Raw genomic sequence first — 18,822 nt, forward strand, 5'->3', positions numbered from 1 at the left:
AACGGCAACGATGCGGCGCGCGAGGACATGTGAGCGCGAGAGGCCGCGGCCGGCTCGTCTGCTGCCGTGAAGCGCCGCAAAGCGCCGCATTCGATCGTCGGAAAAAATTCTAGAAGCCGCGCCCGATGCCATGTGATACGACGCTGTCGCTTGTGTAACGTTAGGTAACCTTCACACGAATGCCGTCCGCTTGTGAGCGAAAACCGCGCGCACCCAGGGATTGCCAGCAAAAGCCGGCGAGCCGCTGAATTTTTCGGCAGCCGCGCCGATAACAGAAAGTAAGAAGCGCGTCGGCATCAACCAACGCAAGCGCGCGCCCACGCACCGCAATCCCGGAGAGATTCGATGGCAGTAGATAACCGCGCGCACGACGAACGCACCAACCTGACCAGTTCCAACAAATTCGAGTTGCTGCTGTACCGTCTCGGCTCGGTGCCCGGCAGCGACGCGCACGAGCTTTACGGCATCAACGTGTTCAAGGTGCGCGAAATTTCGACGATGCCGCCGGTCACGCCGATCGCCGGTTCGTCGCCGTTCGTGATGGGCGCGGTCGATATTCGCGGGCAGATCATCCCCGTGATCGACTTGCCGCGGCTGATGGGCTGCGAGCCCACGCGCGGCCTGAACATCCTGCTCGTCACCGAATTCGCGCGCTCGACGCAGGCGTTCGCGGTCGAGGAAGTCGACGACATCGTGCGCCTCGAATGGAATCAGGTGCTGTCCGCGGAAGGCGCGGCCGGCGGCAATCTCGTCACGAGCATTGCGCGGATCGACGGCAATACGGGCGACTCGCGGCTCGCGCAGGTGATCGACGTCGAGCAGGTGCTGCGCGACGTGTTCCCGTCGCAGCATCCGAGCGTGGACCCGACGTCGGTGGGCGATGCGCTGGGCATTCGCCCGGGCGCGAAGATTCTTGCCGCCGACGACTCCGGCTTTGCCCGCAAGCTGATCGAGCAGGCGTTGACCGCGATCGGCGCCGAGTTCGTGATGACCAAGACCGGCGAAGAGGCGTGGCAGACCTTGCAGCAGGTCGCGGAAGAAGCCGAGGCCAACGGCGTGCGCGTGAAGGACAGCATCGCGCTCGTGCTGACCGACCTCGAAATGCCCGAGATGGACGGCTTCATGCTGACGCGCCAGATCAAGGCGGATGAGCGGATGCGCGACGTTCCGGTGATCATCCATTCATCGCTGACGGGCGCGGCCAACGAGGCGCATGTGAAGAACGCCGGCGCGAACGGCTATGTCGCCAAGTTCCAGGCGGGCGAGCTCGCGCATGCGATACGTACTGCGCTGATGTCCGCGGCCGAGGCTGCAGCCTGACGATGTGAAGCGACCGCGCGGCCGCGCGGCCGTGCGCCGAGCCAGCACTAACGACGCACACCCGCTTTACCGAGCCGCGGCGAGCGCAACCGAAAACACGACGCGGCTCGTCGCGACGCCCATCGTGTTGAGCGTTCTGGGCGCGTGAAAAGCGTCGAGCTTCGCGCGCTGTCCAGCCGTGCCGATATCGAGCAGCGCGAGCACTTCGGCGACCACCGCATACAGCATGCTGACGTTGCCATCCTCGACTTTCACCGCGATGCCGAGCGCGCCTTGCGCGCCCTCCTTGCCTGTGTGCGCCGCCGTCTGCTTCGACGCGCGCACGCCGATCGCATAACTGCCGTCCGCACCGAGTTTCCCGACCAGCGCGCCTTCGAACGCGTTCATCAGCAGCGTGCAAAAGCGGCCCTCTCCTGCCACCAGTTCCGGATAAGCCGTCATCGCACGATAGATGCGCGCGAGCGCCGCCGTGCGCGAAGTAGGCTCAGCGTTGGACGCACCGGAGGACACTTCATCCTCGGCAGCGGCCAGCTTGACGAAGAGTCGCGCAAGACGGTCCAGCGCAAAGGCCGGCGTGGGCAGATTGCATCCGTCGATCGCCCATTGCACGCCCTCGTCCGGCAGATCGCAGACGTTGGCGACCGTGTGCTTCACACGCACTTGCAACGGATGATCCGGCTCTTCGTAACCGCTCAGCGCGGCGCCGATCGAACGCGCGCCGGCGAGCATGCCCGCGTGCTTGCCCGAACAGTTGCTGCACACGGCGCCCGGCTTGAAATCGCGCTTGATCCAGTCCGCGTAGACCGCATCGGAGAGCGGCGGATGACCGCCGCAGCGAAGATCCGCTTCGCTTGCCTTCGCCTTCGCGAGCATGCCGCGCGCACGCTCGATGTGACGCGGCTCGCTGCTGTGCGACGCGCACATCAGCGCGAGGTCCGCATCGTCGAAACCGAAGCGCTCCAGCGCGCCGGTTTCCAGCACCGCGAGCGCTTGCGCCGGCTTGGCGGCGGAACGCGCCAAGGTGACGCGCGACGGATCGCCGAACGAATACAGCAGGCGGCCGGCGGCATCGACAACCGCGACATGCGCGCGGTGCGTGTTTTCAACAGAATTGCCGCGATAAACGGTCGCCGCGATCGGCTCCGTGGTGTGCAGACTCATGCGCATTCTCCTCGTGATCGCGCGAATCGTTGCGCTTGCAAGCAAGCGTCATATGTCACGCGCTAAGCGCCACGATTCTACGGAACGAGTGCGCGCGCATCAATCGCCGCGAACCGCTGCCTCGCGTTTAAGCTCGGCCACTTGCGCCTCGAGTTGCTGGATGCGCTCGTCGCGTTCCTGCAATGCGGCGGCTACATCCGCCGCTTCGAAACGCTGCGGAATATGCTTCGGACAATTGACGTCCCACGCGCGCACCGTCATCACGATCACGCGTTCGCCGCGCGCCTTGTAACCCTCGGGCATCAGCTTCGCGAGCAACGCGGGATCGTCGTCGACCACGCGCGCCTCGCCCCAGATCTTGATGCGCCGGCGATGCGCATAGTCCATCAGAAACAGATGCGCCTTCGGATTTTCCGCGAGATTGCCGGCCGTGATGTACTGCCGGTTGCCTGCAAAATCCGCGAACGCAATGGTGTGATCGTCGAGCACGCGCAGAAAACCAGCGGGACCGCCGCGATGCTGGATATACGGCTGCCCTTCCGAGCTGACGGTCGCAAGAAACACGCTCGTCTGCTGCTCGATGAAACCCGCGACGTCGGGCGTGAGACGCGTCTGCCAGCCGTGTTCCTCTTCCATCCGCGCATACGCATCGCGCGAACCGTTGCGGCTTTGCAATGCCTTGACCGTGGGCGTGAACGCGATGTCGCTCGGATAAGCGTGCTGGTGCGAGTCAGGGTGTGTCATGAAACGGCTCCTTGGCGGGCATTCCCGCAAGTGACGCGCTCAACCTTACGCGCATGAGCCGTGGCGCGGTAGCCGGCCTGAACGAGAAGCCGCTTCTCATCGAACGAGAGTCGCGCGCCGTGCCAGGCCGCGTGCCGTGCCAGGCCGCGCGCCGTGCAAAGCCGCGTGCCGCTCAGGCGCTCGGCGCCAGTTCCTCTTCGCGTTCGAGCGAACGCGTGTTCCTCAATTCGGGGAAGAGCTTCATCCACAGCAAGGCGACCGTGATCGTCGCGATGCCGCCGACCAGCACCGCCGTTCGCGCGCCCCACCAGCCGGCGGTGATACCCGATTCGAATTCACCCAATTGATTCGATGTGCCAATGAAAAGCGAATTGACGGCGCTCACGCGTCCGAGCATTTCATCCGGCGTGCGAAGCTGCACGAGCGACAGACGCACGACGACGCTGATGGTGTCCGACGCGCCGAGCGCCATCAGCGCGAGCAGCGACACGATGAACTGATGCGACATGCCGAACACGAGCGTCGCCACGCCGAACGCGATCACGCCGCCGAACATCGCCGCGCCCGGCCGGTTGCGCAGCGGAAAATGCGCGAGCCAGATGGTGCCCGCGAGCGCGCCGATCGCGGTGCCCGAGCGCAACAGGCCGAGCCCGAGCGGCCCGGTATGCAGCACATCGCGTGCGAACACCGGCAACAGCGCGGTCGCGCCGCCGAACAGCACCGCGAACAGATCGAGCGACAACGCGCCGAGTATCACCGGTTGCTTGCGAATGAAGGCGATGCCCGAGAACACCGATTCGAGCGTGACGGGCGCGCGGCTCGCCGGCTTCGCGCGCAGCGGAATGCCCCACACGGCCGTGGCCGCGGCGGCGAACGACAGCGTGCACGCGAGATAAGCGGCGCCCGGGCCGATGCCGTAAAGCAGACCGCCGAGCGCGGGACCGGCGATCTGCGCGGTCTGGTTCGCCGAGGTCGCCCACGCCGTCGCCTTCGGCAATTGCCCGCGCGGCACGACGCCGGGCAGCAACGACGCGACCGCCGGCGATTCGAACGCGCGCGCCGCGCCCACGCAGGCAGCGAGCACGTAGATCACGGGTGCGCTGATCCATCCGCCGAACGTGCCCCACGCGAACAGCAATGCCGCGACGCTTTCGAGGCTTTGACAGATGGCCGCGATGCGCCGGCGATCGTAGCGGTCCGCGAAATGGCCGACGACGAGCGTCAGCAGGAACATCGGCAGGAACTGCGCGAGTCCGACGAGGCCGAGCGCGAACGCGCTGTGCGTGAGCGCGTAGATGTGCCACCCCATCGCGACCGCGAGCATCTGGAACGACAGCGACGAGAGAATGCGCGTGCACCAGAAGCGTTGAAACGCCGGTTGCTTCGGCAGGCTGACGGAGGAGGAATCGGCGGTGTCGCTGGAGTCGGCGGGAACGGGAGGCATCGAGGTCGTGAGTGTTGGCGTGGCTGGCGTGGCTGGCGTGAGCGGCGGCTAGTTTAGAGCAACGCAGCCGGTCTTGCTGGCGCGGTGGGCATCCGCGAGTCCGCGTCATTATGTTTTCATTTGATAATCATTCTCATTTACATTATCCTCTCGCATCCTTAATAACAACCGACGCCGCTGAGCTGCCCGGCCGCTCTGGTGCGGGATACGCGTCGTCCAGGAATCTCGTCGTTCAAACCATCCATGCGCTTCGTCAAAACCTCCGCGCCGCCAGGCCGCCCTCGCCGCCGCGGCCTCCGCATTCCCCTTTCGATGTTGATGTACATGGCGACCGCGCCCGCCGCACTCGCCGCCGCCGCTTCGCCGGATGCCGCGAGCGCCCCGCCCGCCGCCTCGACCGCCGCCCCCACCGAACTGCCGGCGGTCGCCGTGCAGGCCGCCGCGCTCGCCGACCCGACCGCCGGTTATCGTCCGCGCACGAGTGAAACCGCGAGCGGCATCGCGACGAAAATCAGCGACATTCCGCAGTCCGTCGCGGTGGTCAGCTCGAGCGTGATGCAGGACCAGCAGGCGCGCACGCTCGACGACGTGCTCGGCAACGTGAGCGGCATCACGCAAACGAACACGCTCGGCGGAACGCGCGATGCGTTCATCAAGCGCGGCTTCGGCTCGAACGACGACGGCTCGATTCTCGTCGACGGCATGCGCTCGCCGACGCTTCACAACTATCTCGCGACGATCGACCGCGTCGAAGTGCTCAAGGGCCCGGCTTCGCTGCTTTACGGCATTCAGGAGCCAGGCGGCGTGATCAACCTGATCACCCGGAAACCGGAAGACACTTTTCACGGCTCGGTCTCTGCGAACTACACGAGCCATCGCGGCAGCGGCACGAGCTTCGACCTCACCGGACCGATCGGCGAAGCGGGCCAGGTCGCGGGCGGCACGCTCGCGTTTCGCCTGACCGGCGAGTACAACACCGCGCGCTACTGGCGCAGCTTCGGACGCCAGCGCGACGCGCTGATCGCGCCGTCGCTGTCGTGGCACGACGCGAATACGTCGATCGACGTGAGCTACCAGTACGTCGACTACACGACGCCGTTCGACCGCGGCACGGTGCTCGTCAACGGTCATCCCGACGATGCCTTGCGTTACACGCGCTATGAAGAAGCGTGGGCGCAAAACTCAGGCGAGCAGGAAACGCTGCGCGCGAAAATCGAACACCGCTTTTCCGACGAATGGCGCGTGCGCGCAACCTACGGATGGAGCCGCGACCGCTACGACCAGTACATCACGCGCGCGACGGCGTTCAACAGCAGGACCGGCATCATGAGCCGCTCGTCGGATGCGAACCTGCAGCGCAACGATTCCGACGAGATCGCGACCGTCGGCGTGCTCGGCAATCTGAAGCTCGGCGGCATGCGTCACGAGTTGTACGTCGGCGGCGAGTACGAGCGTCAACGCAGCTTCCGCGGCGACACCATACGCGGCAAGGCGGTGTCGGGCTTCGATCTGTTCGACCCCGTCTATGGACAACTGTCGCCGGGCGGCACGCCGAGCGCGACGCAGAGCGACAGCTTGTCGAAGGTGCATACCTATTCCGTCGTGACGCAGGACACGGTTCATCTGACCGACAGGCTGATCGCGGTCGGCGGCCTGCGTTGGGAGAACTGGCAGCAACTGTCGGGCGTGGGCCGTCCGTTCGTGATCGCCGATCACTCGCATGGGCAGGTATGGCTGCCGCAATTCGGCCTCGTTTACCGGCTCACGCCGGCGCTGTCCGCGTACGCGAACTTCAGCAAATCGTTCGTGCCGAACGTCGCCACGCAAGTCAGCGAGCCGCTCGCGCCGGAGCGTGGACGCGTCTATGAAACGGGCCTCAAGCTCGACGCGCACGGCATCACGGGCACGCTCGCCGTCTATCAGATCGACAAGAACAATGTGGCGGTCACGGTCGGCGATACGACGGAGACGGTGGGCAGCGCGAGGTCGCGCGGCATCGAGCTCGATGTTGCGGGCCGGCTCACACAGCACGTAAGCGTGATCGGCAGCTATGCATACACGAACGCAACCGACCGCGACAACGGCACGCGCCTCGTGAACGCGGCGCGCCATACCGGCAGTGTCTTCGCCGTCTACGACACGATGCTGCCGTATCTGCCGGGGCAATGGCGTTTTGGCGGCGGCGCGCGGCTAGTGAGCAAGCGTCCGGGCGACACGGCCAACAGCTTCACGTTGCCAGGTTATGTCGTGGCAGACCTGTTCGCCGCTTATGACACGAAGATCGGCAAGATCCCGACGCATGTGCAACTGAATGTGAAGAACGTGTTCGACAAAACGTACTATCCGTCGAGCAACAGCAATCTGATTATCGCGGTCGGCGAAGCGCGGCTCGTGATGTTGAATACGACGTTTTCGTTCTGACGCAGCGGGGTTCGTCGAGAGTCATGAGGCGCGCGATGCGCGCCTCGGCTCACCTTGTTCGACGCATCAACGACGCAGCAACCACATCAGATAAGGGCCGCCCAGAAGCGTCGCAATGACGCCGGCCGGCAGTTGCTGCGGAAAGATCATGTTGCGGCCGAGCCAGTCCGACAGCACCATCAGCAAGCCGCCGATCAGCGCCGCGACGAGCATCTGCGAACGCGCGCGCGGAAAGCCGAGCAGCCGCGCGAGATGCGGCGCCATCAGGCCGACGAACGACATCGGGCCGATCACGACCGTCGCGCCCGCCGTGAGGATCGCGGCCAGCGCGAGCAGCATGAGCCGCGCGCGTTGCGCGCCGACGCCGAGCGCATTCGCCACGTTCGCGCCGAGCGGCAGGATCTCGAGCCAACGCGCGCCCAGATACGCGACGACCACCGCGACGACCGTGCACGCGCCGACGGCGATTGCCGTCGCCGGCGCGATCAGGTAGGTCGAGCCATATTGCAGCGGACGCAGGAGGTTCGCGTACGCGCCACCGCTCGCCGTCGCGAGCATGACCAGCGCCTGCGAAAACGCGCTGAGGGCGATGCCCGCAAGCAGCACATGCTCCGGCGCAAAACCGCTGCGGCGGCCGAGCGCGACGATCGTCACGAGGCAGATCAGCGCGCCCGCCGACGAACCCGCGAGCAGCACGGGCGTCGACGGCGCGCTCGCCACGACTGCGGCGGCCAGCATGCCGAGCATCGCGCCGCCGCTCACGCCAAGCAGATCGGGGCTTGCCATCGGATTGCCGGTGACGCGTTGCAGGATCGTCCCCGCGAGCGCCACCATCACCCCCGCGCCCAGCGATGCGGCGAGGCGCGGCACGCGCCAGAACCACACGTCGCTCCATTGCTGCGCGCCGGTCCATTGCCAGCCGTGCAGCGTCGTCGAAAAGAGCAGCGACACGACGACCGCGGCGACGAGCAGGACGCCGAGCAGCAGTGCGGGCATCGTTAACGCGCGCCGCGGCGGCGCGTTCTCCGCAGACGCGGGACGCGGCGCCTCGATATGCACGCGGCGCAGCATCCACAGCAGCAGCGGCCCGCCGCAGAGCGCGACCGCCGCGCCCGTCGGCAGCAGTTCGCCGAGTACGCTCGGCAAACTCTGCACGGCCTGATCGGCGATCGCGAGCAACAGTGCGCCGACGAGCGGCGCCCATAGCAACTGGTCGCGCACGCGGCGTGCGCCCATCAGACGCGCGAGCACCGGCCCGCCGAGTCCGATGAAGCCGATCACGCCGACCGCGCTCGCAACGAATGCGCTCAACGTGACGGCGACGCCGAGCGCGAGCGGACGCGTCCATTTCAGCGACATGCCGAGCTGGCTCGCGCTGCCGTCGTCGAGTGAAAAGAGCGTTAAGGGACGCACCAGCAGCGCCGTGGCGACGCCGCAGGCGAGCACGCGCGGCAGCAGCCACACGACGCTCGCCCAGCCGTTTTGCACGAGCGAGCCGCCGCCCCAGATGAACACCGACGTCAACGAACGCTCGAACACAATCGTCAGGATCACTGACAATGCGCCGCAGTACAGATTCACGATCATGCCCGCGAGCACGATGGAGACTGCCGCGAAGCCCTTGCGCCACGTCATCGCCATGGTGGCGAACATCGCGAGCGCGGCGCCTGCCAGCGCGACCGCGAAGCGCATATCGACGGCCAGCGCGGGCGCGGCCACCGCGGCGATCGTCAACGCGAGATACGCGCCCGCCGACACGCCGAGCGTGAGCGGCTCGGCAAGCGGATTGCGCAGCACCTGCTGAAAGACCACGCCCGCGAGCGACAACGCCGCGCCGGCGATCAGCGCGATCGCGAAGCGCGGCAGCCAGCCATAGCGCACGACAAGCTGCGGCAACGTGGCATCGGCACGAGGCAACAGCGCGCCGGGCCATTGCGCGACAGGCAGCCGCGCGGACAGTGTGTGATAAACGAGCCACGCGGCCAGCATCAGCAGCAGCGCGGGCAGCCGCCACGCGCGCGGCGCGGCGGCGGTGACAGTCGCCATCGAGCGGTTCATTGGGTGACTCCTTGCAGCGCGCCGGCGAGGCTGTCGGCGAAACGCATCGACGCGACGAGGCCGCCGAGCGCCGGCAACGGGCCGATGTGCCGGACGCGGTTTTGCCGCACGAACGGCAGCGCGCCCCATAACGGGCTGCGCGCGAGTTGCGCCGCGACCCCGGGCGGCACGCCGATGGTGACGACTTGCGCATCGGCATGTCGTGCGAGCGCGCCGAGGTCCGCTTCGGTCATGCCTTGCGGATCGGCGAAGTCTTGCCACGCGTTATCGATTCCGAGCGCGTGGAGCACGCCGCCGAACAGGCTGTTTCTGCCGAATACGGCGATGTGACGGTCGTCGATCGGACGCAGTAGATAGACGGGACGCCGCATCGCGCGAAAGCCCGCGAGACGCGCGGACGCATCGGCGACGCGGGCATCGGCTTGCGCGAACAGCGCATCGGCCGCGGCGTTGCGGCCGAGCGCGTCGGCGAGCTTGCGGGTCGCGGCGTGAACAGCGGGATAGACGTCGATGCCGGGGCCGAACAGTTGCACCGTCAGCGTCGGCGCGATGCGTTCGAGCAACCCGCGCAGCGGCGCGTGCCACGGCGTGATGACGATAAGCTCGGGCTTTAGCGCGGCGAGCACTTCGAAGTTCGGCTGATACAGCAAGCCGGTATCGACGACCGACGGCGGCAACGCCGGCACGCCGTCGAGCTTCGCATACCACGCGGGACGCGACACGCCGACGGGCACAACGCCGAGCGACAACACGACTTCCGTCAGCGGCCAGTCGAGCACGACGACGCGAGCGGCGGGCGCCGCTGCGGAACCTGCGGCCGAGCCTGAAATCGAAGCGGCCGCAGAAACGGCACCCGCCGCATCCGCCGCGCGCGCCGACCGTGCGCCCGCCGCCATAAGCGCGGCCGCGCCCAACCCCGCAAGCGCGAGGCGCCGCTTGCCGTTAAAGCGCACGCCTGTCGTCATGGCAACGTGTGCCGCATGCGATCCGCCGGGCCCTTCGTCATGCCGATCACCATTGATAGCGCGCCGTGCCGAGCACCGTGCGCGTCGCGCCCCAGTAGCACACCGAGGCGGTCGTGCAGTACGAGATGTACTCGCGATCGAACACGTTGTTCAGATTGAGCGACAGGCGCCAGTTCTGAATGTCGTAGTGCGCGCCGAGGTCGACGAGCACACGCCCCGGCACGGTGAAGGTGTTCGCTGCATCGCCCGCCGAACTGCTCATATAACGCACGCCGGAGCCGACGCCGAAGTTGCGCAGCGGTCCGCGATGGAACGTGTAATCGGCCCACAGCGAAGCGGTATTGCGCGGCGCGATGGTCGGACGCTTGCCGAAACTGGTGGGCGTCGTGGTGCTCGTCACCTGCTGGTTCAAATAGGTGTACGACGCAATCACTTTAAGATCGGCGGTGACGTTCGCGTGGGCTTCGAACTCGACGCCGCGCGAGCGGACCTGGCCGGTCTGTATCGCGTTGCCCGGATGATCGGGATCGACCACCGACACATTGTCCTGCGTGAGCGTAAACGCCGCGAGCGAGAAGAAGCCGTCAAACCATTTCGGCTGATAACGCACGCCCGCTTCGACTTGCCGGCCCTTCGTCGGCGAGAACGGAGCGCCGGAAAACGTCGCGCCCAGGACCGGTTGGAACGACCGCGAATAGCTGACATACGGCGCGATGCCGCTTTCGAATTGATACGCGAGGCCCGCGCGCCACGTGAACGCATGATCGTTCGTGTGGTAAATGCTGCCCTTTCCCGTCGTGAGCAAGGTGGTCTGCTGATTGCCGCCCGTCCAGTCCTGGCGCACGCCGAACGTGAGCACCCAGTTACGCCAGCGCGCTTCGTCCTGCGCATACACGCCGACCGTGCTCAACGAATAATCGAGGCGCGTGTTGGCCTGCTGCATCGGCAGCGACGAGAAGTTCGGGTTGTACAGATCCACCGTACCGAGGACGGAGTTGCCTTCCGTGTCGCCGAGCATCGAGCGCTGATAGTCGAGACCGAACAGCAACGTGTGCTGAACGGCGCCCGTCGCCACCTTCGCCTGCGCGTGCGTGTCGACCTGGAATTGCGTGTAGTGCTCGTTGTCGACGTTGCCCCACATCGACACCGTGCGCTGATCCGCGCCGAGCGCACTCGTCACCGAGGTCTGGTAATAATGCTGGTCGATATGCAGATAGCGCAGATTCTGCGACACGCTGATCTTGTCGTTGATCGCGTGATCGAACTGATAACCGAACCAGTACTGCGTGCGATGCATGCCGTCGCGGTCCGGGTCGCCGAAATATTTGTCCGGCCCGAGTTGACCGTTCGGGTTACTAAACAATGTCGCACCTGCGGGCACCGGGTTGAACAGACCGCCGTTCGGGTCGCGCTGGAAGCTGCCCTGCAGCGTGAACGTCGTATCGCGGTTCGGCCGGATCGTGACCGACGGCGCGATTGCAAGGCGCTGGTCCTTGATGTCGCTGACCTGCGTCTCCGCAGTGCGCGCGACACCCGTGAGCCGATACAGCACGGTGCCGTTCTTGTCGACGGGACCGCTCAGGTCGAAGCCCAACTGATAGTTGTTGTGGTTGCCGATCTGCATCATCACTTCGTGATAGGGCTGCTCCATCGGCAGCTTGCTCACGTAATTGACGAGACCGCCCGGACTGCCCTGCCCGTACAACACCGACGCCGGGCCATGCAGCACTTCCAGGCGCTCCATGAAGTACGGGTCGATGCGCGGCGTGGCGAAGCGCGGCGACTGGTACAGATGCAGGCCGTCCAGATACGAGTCGAGCGGAAAGCCGCGGCCGTATAGCTGATCGGCGCGGATGTCGGTGCCGTCCTGCGAGTAGACGCCCGGCGTGTAGCGCAGCGCCTGGTCGACGGTCTGCGCGCCCTGGTCGTCCATCTGCTGGCGCGTGACGACGGACACGCTCTGCGGATTCGTGAGCAGCGACGAATCCGTCTTGGTGCCGGTCATCGAACGTTTGGCGACATAGCCGACGCCCGGCCCTAGCGGATCTTCAGCAGAACTGCGCACCTGAACGGCAGGCAATTCCTTCGCGGCGTCCGTGCCCGATGCAGCGGCCGGCGATTCCTGCGCGTGCGCGCCGAGGCTGGCCAGACCCAGCATCAACGCGACGTAAATCGGACGCGGGTGCGGCAAGCCGCGCTCCCGCAAAGCAACGCATTTCCCGGCTTTCTCAACCTTCATTCTTCTTGATCCCCTTTCTTCTATCCCCGAATCAAGCCAGACGCGCGGACGCCGGCCTGGTGCCCGATGATTCTCTCAAGACGGGATAGTAATGTAAACAATAATCGTTCGCATTCAATGTGAATAAAACTGTAGGGAACAGGAGACACAGCCGTTGGCGCGAGGCGGGCGAAAACGCGTGCCCGCCGCGCCAGCGGCTGGGGGTGCTAGCGGTGGAGATCGGTGACGGGATCGGGCTGAGTGCGTGCCGTCGCCTCGCTTTGCGGCGCCGATGGTGCGAACCGCTGCTCAAGCTGCGCGGCAAGAAGCGGATGGTGGACGATGCTCGAATGACTCGCGTCGACGTCGAACTCGTGCAGCCGGCCCCGCGTGTGGTCCGCCCACGCCATCCTGCGCCGCGGATCGGCGATGCGCAGCGCGCGCCACACATGCAGATCGCAGGCGATGCGCGGCAGCACATGCCGCGACATCAGATCGGCGTGCAACGCATCGGCGGCGAGCGCGTCGCCGAGCAGCGACGGGCCCGCGTTGTCGAGCAGCGTAAGCGCGGCGGCCGGCGCACTGTCTTCGCCTTCGTCTTCTTTGACGGTGGTGGCAAAGCCGGCGCCCTCCTCCCGATGCGTCGCCGTATCGACGATACCGACGAACGACACGCGCATGCCGCGCCGCTCGAAATGATCCGTGATGGCGATCGCGAGCCGGCCGCCGAACGACCAGCCGAGCAGCGCGTAGTCGCCGTGCGGCTGGAGCGCTTCGATGCTGTCGGCGTAGTGCGCGGCGAGCGCTTCGAACGTGTCGCCTTGCCACGGCTCGCCGCGCACAGCCGGGGCCTGAATGGCGATCAGGCTCACGCGGCCGTTCAGCGCCTGCGCGAGCGTGCGGTATTCGCCGACCATGCCGTAGCCGGGGTGCAGACAGAACAGCGTTGCCGGCGCGCCGAGCGCGTTGAGCGGCACGGCCGGCGATCGTGCGGCCTGGGCGCGAGAGTTTGCGTCTTGAGGCCGGCGTCGCGCGAACCAGGCGGCGAGCGCATCGGCGGGAGGCGCGGGCAGGCTGGCTTCGTATACGGCGCGCGCGGTCCAGCTTGCGGCGATGGTGTCGCGCTGCGCCAGCGTTTCGACGGAATCGGGAACGGGTGGGCGCGGTTTGGGGGCTTGTGGTTGTTGTGGCTGTTGCGGTTGCTGTTGCGATGTGGCGGTGCGCAGATGTTCGACCAGCGCGACGAGCGACGACTCGAACGACGCCAGCAATTTTTCGGCGAGCGCGTCCGACACGAACTGCGGCGCGTAGCCCCAGTTGAGCGCGAGCGAATCGCCGGCAATCCAGCCGTTGATGTCGAGCGCACGGTCGGGCAGCCGCGCGCGGGGTGCGATGGCGTCGCCCGGCGTTTCGGCCGCGAAGCCGAAGCGGCTTGCATCGTCGAAAGTCTGATCGAAGCGGCCCAGATAGTTGAAGCCGATCTCCGGCGTGGGCAGCGCGCGCAGCGCCGACCGACTCGCGGCGTCCGCGCAGCACGAGAGCAGGCCCCAGCCCAGTCCGCGCAACGGGACGGCCGCGAGACGCTCGCGCACCTGCAGCAGCGCATCGGCCGCGTCGGTGCCGCGCGGCAACGCGAGCGGATACTGGCTCGTGAACCAGCCGACGGTGCGGCTCAGCTCGGCACCGTCGATGACATCCTCGCGACCGTGGCCTTCCAGCTCGACGAGCACTTCATCACGCGACACCGCATCGCCGATGGCGCGCGCGAGCGCCGCAAGCAGCACTTCGTCGACGCGCATCCGGTACACGCGCGGTGCTTCACGCAGGAGCGCCGCGGTGAGTTCGGGCGAAAGCTTTTTCAGCAGCGTCTTTTGCGGCTGCGGATGCGGCTCGATGGCCGGAAACAGCGGGCCGGCGCGCAATGCAGGCGCGTCGAGCGCGGTTTGCCACCATGCGAGTTCAGCGACACGCTCCGATGATTCGGCATACTGATGAAGTTCACGGACCCATACGCGCCAGGGCATCGACGGGACTGGTAGGTGGATGGGCTCCTTGCGTTCGGCTTGTTCATAGGCGGTTTGCAGTTCTTCGAGAAGCACGCGCCAGGAGACGCCGTCCACTGACAGGTGATGGATCGCGATTAGCAGACGGGTTTCGTTTGGAGTCTCGAAGCAGCCGATGCGCCAGAGCGGGCCGCGCTCGATGTCGAGGCTCGACTGGATGTTGGTGCAGGCCGTTGCGAGGTCGGCGAGCGACGAGAGTTTTTCGTGGCGGACTGTGGGGGTGGCGGGCTGCGATACGTGTGTTGTCCGCGGTTCCTCTGACGACAGCGATACTTGTGAGCCTTGCGACGCTTGTGACGGTTGCGAATCGTGCGTCGCTCCTGTCAGTGTGTCCGCAGACTCTCCGCTCGCTACGGTCTGCTTCCACTCGCCCGCCTCTTTTACGAACCGCAGACGCAGCGCGTCGTGGCGTGCCTCCAGGGCCGCGACCGCGCGCTCGAGCGCCTCAGGCACGAGCCGCCCCTTCACCTTCAGCAGCACCGCCTGGTTCCAGTGCGATTCCCCTTGCGGATAGCGCTCGAAGAACAGCCGCTGGATCGGCGTGAGGGCGAGCGCGGCGCCGTCGTCGATTTCATGCGCGCTCGGCGAATCGAGCCGTTGCGCACGCTGCGCGAGACCGCTCACCGTCGGATGCTCGAAGATCTGCCGCGGTGTCAGCCGCCATCCCGCCTCGCGCGCCCGTGCGATGATCTGCAGGCTCTGGATCGAGTCGCCGCCAGCTTCGAAGAAGTTGTCGGTGACGCCCAGATCGTCGCGTCCGAGCACGGCGCTCCAGATCGACAGCAGCACCGATTCGATCTCGTTCGATGGCGCCACGCGCTCGCGTGCGCCCGTCTGCGGCGCGGGCAAAGCGGCGCGGTCGAGCTTGCCGTTAGGCATCCACGGCAGCCGCGCGAGTATCGTCACCGATGAAGGGACCATGTAGCTCGGGAGCTTGTGCTCGAGTTCGCGGAGAAGGCGTGCGGCGTCGAGGGTGGGTGATGTCGTCGTGGTAGTCGTTGCTGCGCCTGTCTTTGCAGCGGTACTTGCTGCATCCGTCGCCGCCACGTCAGCCTCTACCGCGCCACCCTCGCCCGCCACATACGCCGCCAACCGCTGCGTCTGCCCTTCTCCGACGACAATCACCGCCGCCTCGCGCACACCCTCGCACTGACGCAACACCGCCTCGATCTCGCCCGGTTCGATGCGCTGCCCGCGCAGCTTCACCTGCTGATCGAGCCGTCCGAGAAACTCCACGGTGCCGTCCGCGCGCATTCGGCACAGATCGCCGCTGCGATACATGCGCGCACCCGGCGCGCCGTGCGGATCGGGCACAAAGCGCTCCGCGGTGAGACCCGCGCGGCCCAGATAACCGCGCGCCACCGTCGGCCCGCCGATGCATAACTCCCCGAGCCCGCCGACCGGCGCTTCATCACCGAATGCGTCGAACACGCGCGCCGTACGGCCCGGATACGGATGGCCAATCGGCACAGTCACCTCGTGCACGTCGTCGGCCACAGTGCGGCGGTACAACGCGGCGACTGTCGTCTCCGTCGGTCCGTACAGGTTATCGAGCCGGATGTCAGCGAGCGGTCCGTCGCGCCAGCGCGCGAGCGCGTCGCCAGGCAGCGCCTCGCCGCCGACCGTCACCTGGCGCAGCGCAAGCTGCGCGCGCGGTGGCGCATGGCGATGCCACTGCTGCCACAGCGCCGTCGGAATCCGCGCGAATGTCACTTGCCGTTTCACCAGCCGTTCGCTCAGGCTTTGCAGATCCCACGGCTGCATCCCGCGCATTTCGACCGTCGCGCCGCGCAGGAGTGCGGGCAGCGTTTCGTGCAACGCGACGTCGAAATTGATCGTCGATGAGTGGAGGACCGTGTCGTCGCTAGAGATGCCATAGGTTGTGAGGAAGTCCCGCAGGTGGGTCCATAACGCGCCGTGGCTCACGCCGACGCCCTTTGGCCGGCCGGTCGAGCCCGAGGTGTAGAGCACATAGGCGAGCTGGTCGGGGTGCAGCACAACGTCAATGTGCCGCTTCGACTCTTGCTCGGTGGCTGTGCTTATCATCGTTTCTGCGTCAGAGTGTTGCGGTGTCTCAGTGCCCATCAGTGACTCGCGCGCTGCGCCCGTCCGTGGCGCCGCTGAAGCAACGTTCGACTGCGACTGTGACTGCGCCTTCGCGTGCGCTTCCGCAGCAGCCGCAGCTACCGCCGTTGCCCCTACCTCCACTACTTCACACCCCGCAAGCACCTCACCAACCCGCGCCGCACTCGCCGCATCCGCCACCACCTGCACGATCCCGGCATCGCCGATCATCTGCGCGAGGCGCGCGGCCGGGTAATCCGGGTCGAGCGGCACGAACGCACCACCGGAGCGAATAATCCCAAGCAACGCCGCGATCAGCGCCGGCCCTCGCGCGACGCACAGCCCGACGCGCCGCTCAGCACCCACACCTCGCGCGATGAGCCGCGAAGCAATTGCCGCCGACCACGCATCAAGTTCAGCATACGTGAGCGACTCATCTTCACAGCGCAGCGCAATCGCCTGCGGCGTGCGCTTTGCCTGCGCCGCAAGCGCGATCCCAAGCGACTCGAACGCATAAGACATCAGCGGCTTCGCTTCATGCTGCAAAGGCAACGTCAACGACCCAACCCGTCGCTCCACATCATCAACCATCTGCTCAAGCACCGCTTCGTACTGCGATGCAATCCGCTCCACAGTGCCCGCATCGAACACATCGGCCGCATAGTTGAACATCAGGCGCAAGCTGCGCCCATCGTCCACGACGTTCAGCACCAGATCGAAACGCGCCGTATCCGTGCCGCCCGCCTCCGGCTCAACGACGAGACCGGGCATCGCAACCGATGCCTCGCTCGTCGCCTGCTCGAGATTGAACATGACCTGGAACAGCGGCGAACGTCCGAGCTCGCGATCGATCCGCAACGCGTCGAGAATGCGGCCGAACGGTATCGAGTGATGCGCATGCGCCTCGAGCACGCGCTCATGCAGTCGCGACAGCAACGTCGCACACGGCATGGTGCCGTCGACATCGACGTCGATCACGAGCGTGTTGACGAAAAAACCAATCAGCCCCTCGGTCTCGCTGCGCTGCCGTCCCGCCGACGGCACGCCGATCCGCAAGCCCGGCTGACCGCCGTAGCGGTACAGCAGCGCGGCATAAGCGCCGAGCAACACGGTGAAAAGCGTCGTGCGCTGTGCACGCGCGAGTTCGCGCAGACGCTCGGCGAGAGCCGGGCCGACATCGCGCCGCACGCGTCCGCCTTCGACGCCACGCACCGCTGCTCGCGGCCGGTCCAACGGCAATTCGAGCGCGGGACGCTCGGCTCCAAGGCGCCGTTTCCAGTACGCAAGATCGTCGGCAAATGCGCCGTCTTGCCATTCGTTCTGCCACGCCGCGACATCGCCGAAATGAATGTCGAGCGGCGGCAGTGCGCAAGTCAACGCGTCATGCTGACCATCGAGCGCCGCGCGATACAGCACCGCGAGTTCGCGAACGAAGAGCGCCTGCGACCAGCCGTCGGACACGATGTGATGCACGACGATCGACAGCGCGTGACATTGCGCATCGATCGCGATGAGGTCGACGCGCAGCAGCGGCCCTTGCTCGAGATCGAACGGTTCGCGCGCGGCGGCACGCAGCATGTCGCGCAATTGCGCGGGATCGTCGAGCGTATGTTCGCGCCACAGGTAGCACGCGTCCGCGGCGATGCGCTGGGCCGCGACGCCGCGCGTCTCGACGAAGCGTGCACGCAACGCGCCGTGGCGAGCGACGAGCGCATCGAACGCACGGCGCAATGCACGCACATCGAGATGCCCCGTCAAACGCAGCGCGCGCGACAGGTTATACGCGGGGTTCAGCGGATCGAGCTTCCAGAGGAACCACAGACGTTCCTGCGCGGGAGCGAGCGGATAAGTTGCCGCGCGCGAAAACGAAGAAGACGCATCGGCGCTCGACGCTTCTGCGTCTGCTGATTTAGTTGCGTCATCAACTTCGCGCGACAACGGCACGATCGGCAGACGCGCGGGATCGATACCCTGCTCGCGCGCCTTCTCGCGAAACCGCCGCCGACGTTCCGGCGATAGCGCCGCGTACTTGCGCGCAATCGCCAGCGCCTGGCTCGGCGCTTCGCTCACGGTAGCGTTAGCGGTAGCAGAAGAACCAGTAGAAGCAACCGTCGCAGCCGGTTCGTTGCGAATCGTAGTCAGCATAGTGGCAATCTGAATAGGTCAACGCGGCTTCGCGGCCGCGTGTGATGTTTGTCTTTGAGCGATGAGCGGCTTGGGTCGTTGAGTTCGAGCCGCGCAGTCTTGTCGTGCATGCGCTTGCTTGCGCGAGGTGATGGCGTGACGCTGACATATCGACGGCACGGCTTCGCCCACGCGCGATTCGCGTCGAACGCTGAACAAGCGATGCATTCGACGCGGACC

At 66.3% G+C, this 18,822-nt stretch carries 9 protein-coding genes; 2 read left to right on the forward strand and 7 right to left on the reverse strand.

Annotated features, from left to right (window positions below; genetic code table 11):
* Window positions 1–345 precede the first annotated feature (345 nt).
* Window positions 346–1,320: a chemotaxis protein gene (locus P0D87_RS02785; RefSeq protein ID WP_006051159.1), complete on the forward strand. Its 975-nt coding sequence runs from the start codon at window positions 346–348 to the stop codon at window positions 1,318–1,320.
* Window positions 1,321–1,386: 66 nt separating this feature from the next.
* Here the strand turns inward: P0D87_RS02785 and P0D87_RS02790 are convergent, their stop codons facing one another.
* The 3 genes from P0D87_RS02790 to P0D87_RS02800 form a co-directional block, all read right to left on the reverse strand.
* On the reverse strand, window positions 1,387–2,481 hold the full coding sequence (locus P0D87_RS02790) for an asparaginase (RefSeq protein WP_053858995.1): 1,095 nt from the start codon (window positions 2,479–2,481) through the stop codon (window positions 1,387–1,389).
* Window positions 2,482–2,580: 99 nt separating this feature from the next.
* Complete coding sequence (locus P0D87_RS02795; protein ID WP_006051161.1) at window positions 2,581–3,225, reverse strand: pyridoxamine 5'-phosphate oxidase family protein; 645 nt, start codon at window positions 3,223–3,225, stop codon at window positions 2,581–2,583.
* Between the two features lie 172 nt (window positions 3,226–3,397).
* Window positions 3,398–4,669, reverse strand: a complete 1,272-nt coding sequence (locus P0D87_RS02800) for an MFS transporter (protein ID WP_053857854.1) — start codon at window positions 4,667–4,669, stop codon at window positions 3,398–3,400.
* Between the two features lie 318 nt (window positions 4,670–4,987).
* Between P0D87_RS02800 and P0D87_RS02805 the strand changes: the two genes are divergently transcribed.
* On the forward strand, window positions 4,988–7,090 hold the full coding sequence (locus tag P0D87_RS02805; protein ID WP_171799821.1) for a TonB-dependent siderophore receptor: 2,103 nt from the start codon (window positions 4,988–4,990) through the stop codon (window positions 7,088–7,090).
* Between the two features lie 66 nt (window positions 7,091–7,156).
* Here the strand turns inward: P0D87_RS02805 and fhuB are convergent, their stop codons facing one another.
* From fhuB to P0D87_RS02825, 4 genes are all read right to left on the reverse strand, one after another.
* Complete coding sequence (fhuB, locus tag P0D87_RS02810) at window positions 7,157–9,148, reverse strand: Fe(3+)-hydroxamate ABC transporter permease FhuB (RefSeq protein ID WP_053857853.1); 1,992 nt, start codon at window positions 9,146–9,148, stop codon at window positions 7,157–7,159.
* Window positions 9,145–10,113: an ABC transporter substrate-binding protein gene (locus P0D87_RS02815; protein ID WP_053857852.1), complete on the reverse strand. Its 969-nt coding sequence runs from the start codon at window positions 10,111–10,113 to the stop codon at window positions 9,145–9,147. The genes fhuB and P0D87_RS02815 overlap by 4 nt, the downstream gene beginning before the upstream one ends.
* Before the next feature lie 46 nt (window positions 10,114–10,159).
* Window positions 10,160–12,352 carry a TonB-dependent siderophore receptor gene (locus P0D87_RS02820; RefSeq protein WP_053857851.1) on the reverse strand — a complete coding sequence of 731 codons (2,193 nt, stop codon included), beginning with the start codon at window positions 12,350–12,352 and terminating at the stop codon, window positions 10,160–10,162.
* Between the two features lie 206 nt (window positions 12,353–12,558).
* A complete protein-coding gene (locus P0D87_RS02825) occupies window positions 12,559–18,603 on the reverse strand; it encodes a non-ribosomal peptide synthetase (RefSeq protein WP_408636719.1) in 6,045 nt (2,014 codons plus the stop codon).
* Between the last annotated feature and the right edge of the window lie 219 nt (window positions 18,604–18,822).

This window comes from Paraburkholderia sp. RL17-368-BIF-A (genome assembly GCF_046054045.1).
In the GTDB taxonomy this organism is placed as follows: Bacteria; Pseudomonadota; Gammaproteobacteria; order Burkholderiales; family Burkholderiaceae; genus Paraburkholderia; species Paraburkholderia graminis.

Bases quoted from the DNA above. Each gene is read 5' to 3' on its own strand.
- P0D87_RS02785 (WP_006051159.1), top strand. From the start codon at position 346: ATGGCAGTAGATAACCGCGCGCACGACGAACGCACCAACCTGACCAGT.
- P0D87_RS02790 (WP_053858995.1), bottom strand. From the start codon at position 2,481: ATGAGTCTGCACACCACGGAGCCGATCGCGGCGACCGTTTATCGCGGC.
- P0D87_RS02795 (WP_006051161.1), bottom strand. From the start codon at position 3,225: ATGACACACCCTGACTCGCACCAGCACGCTTATCCGAGCGACATCGCG.
- P0D87_RS02800 (WP_053857854.1), bottom strand. From the start codon at position 4,669: ATGCCTCCCGTTCCCGCCGACTCCAGCGACACCGCCGATTCCTCCTCC.
- P0D87_RS02805 (WP_171799821.1), top strand. From the start codon at position 4,988: ATGTACATGGCGACCGCGCCCGCCGCACTCGCCGCCGCCGCTTCGCCG.
- fhuB (WP_053857853.1), bottom strand. From the start codon at position 9,148: ATGAACCGCTCGATGGCGACTGTCACCGCCGCCGCGCCGCGCGCGTGG.
- P0D87_RS02815 (WP_053857852.1), bottom strand. From the start codon at position 10,113: ATGACGACAGGCGTGCGCTTTAACGGCAAGCGGCGCCTCGCGCTTGCG.
- P0D87_RS02820 (WP_053857851.1), bottom strand. From the start codon at position 12,352: ATGAAGGTTGAGAAAGCCGGGAAATGCGTTGCTTTGCGGGAGCGCGGC.
- P0D87_RS02825 (WP_408636719.1), bottom strand. From the start codon at position 18,603: ATGCTGACTACGATTCGCAACGAACCGGCTGCGACGGTTGCTTCTACT.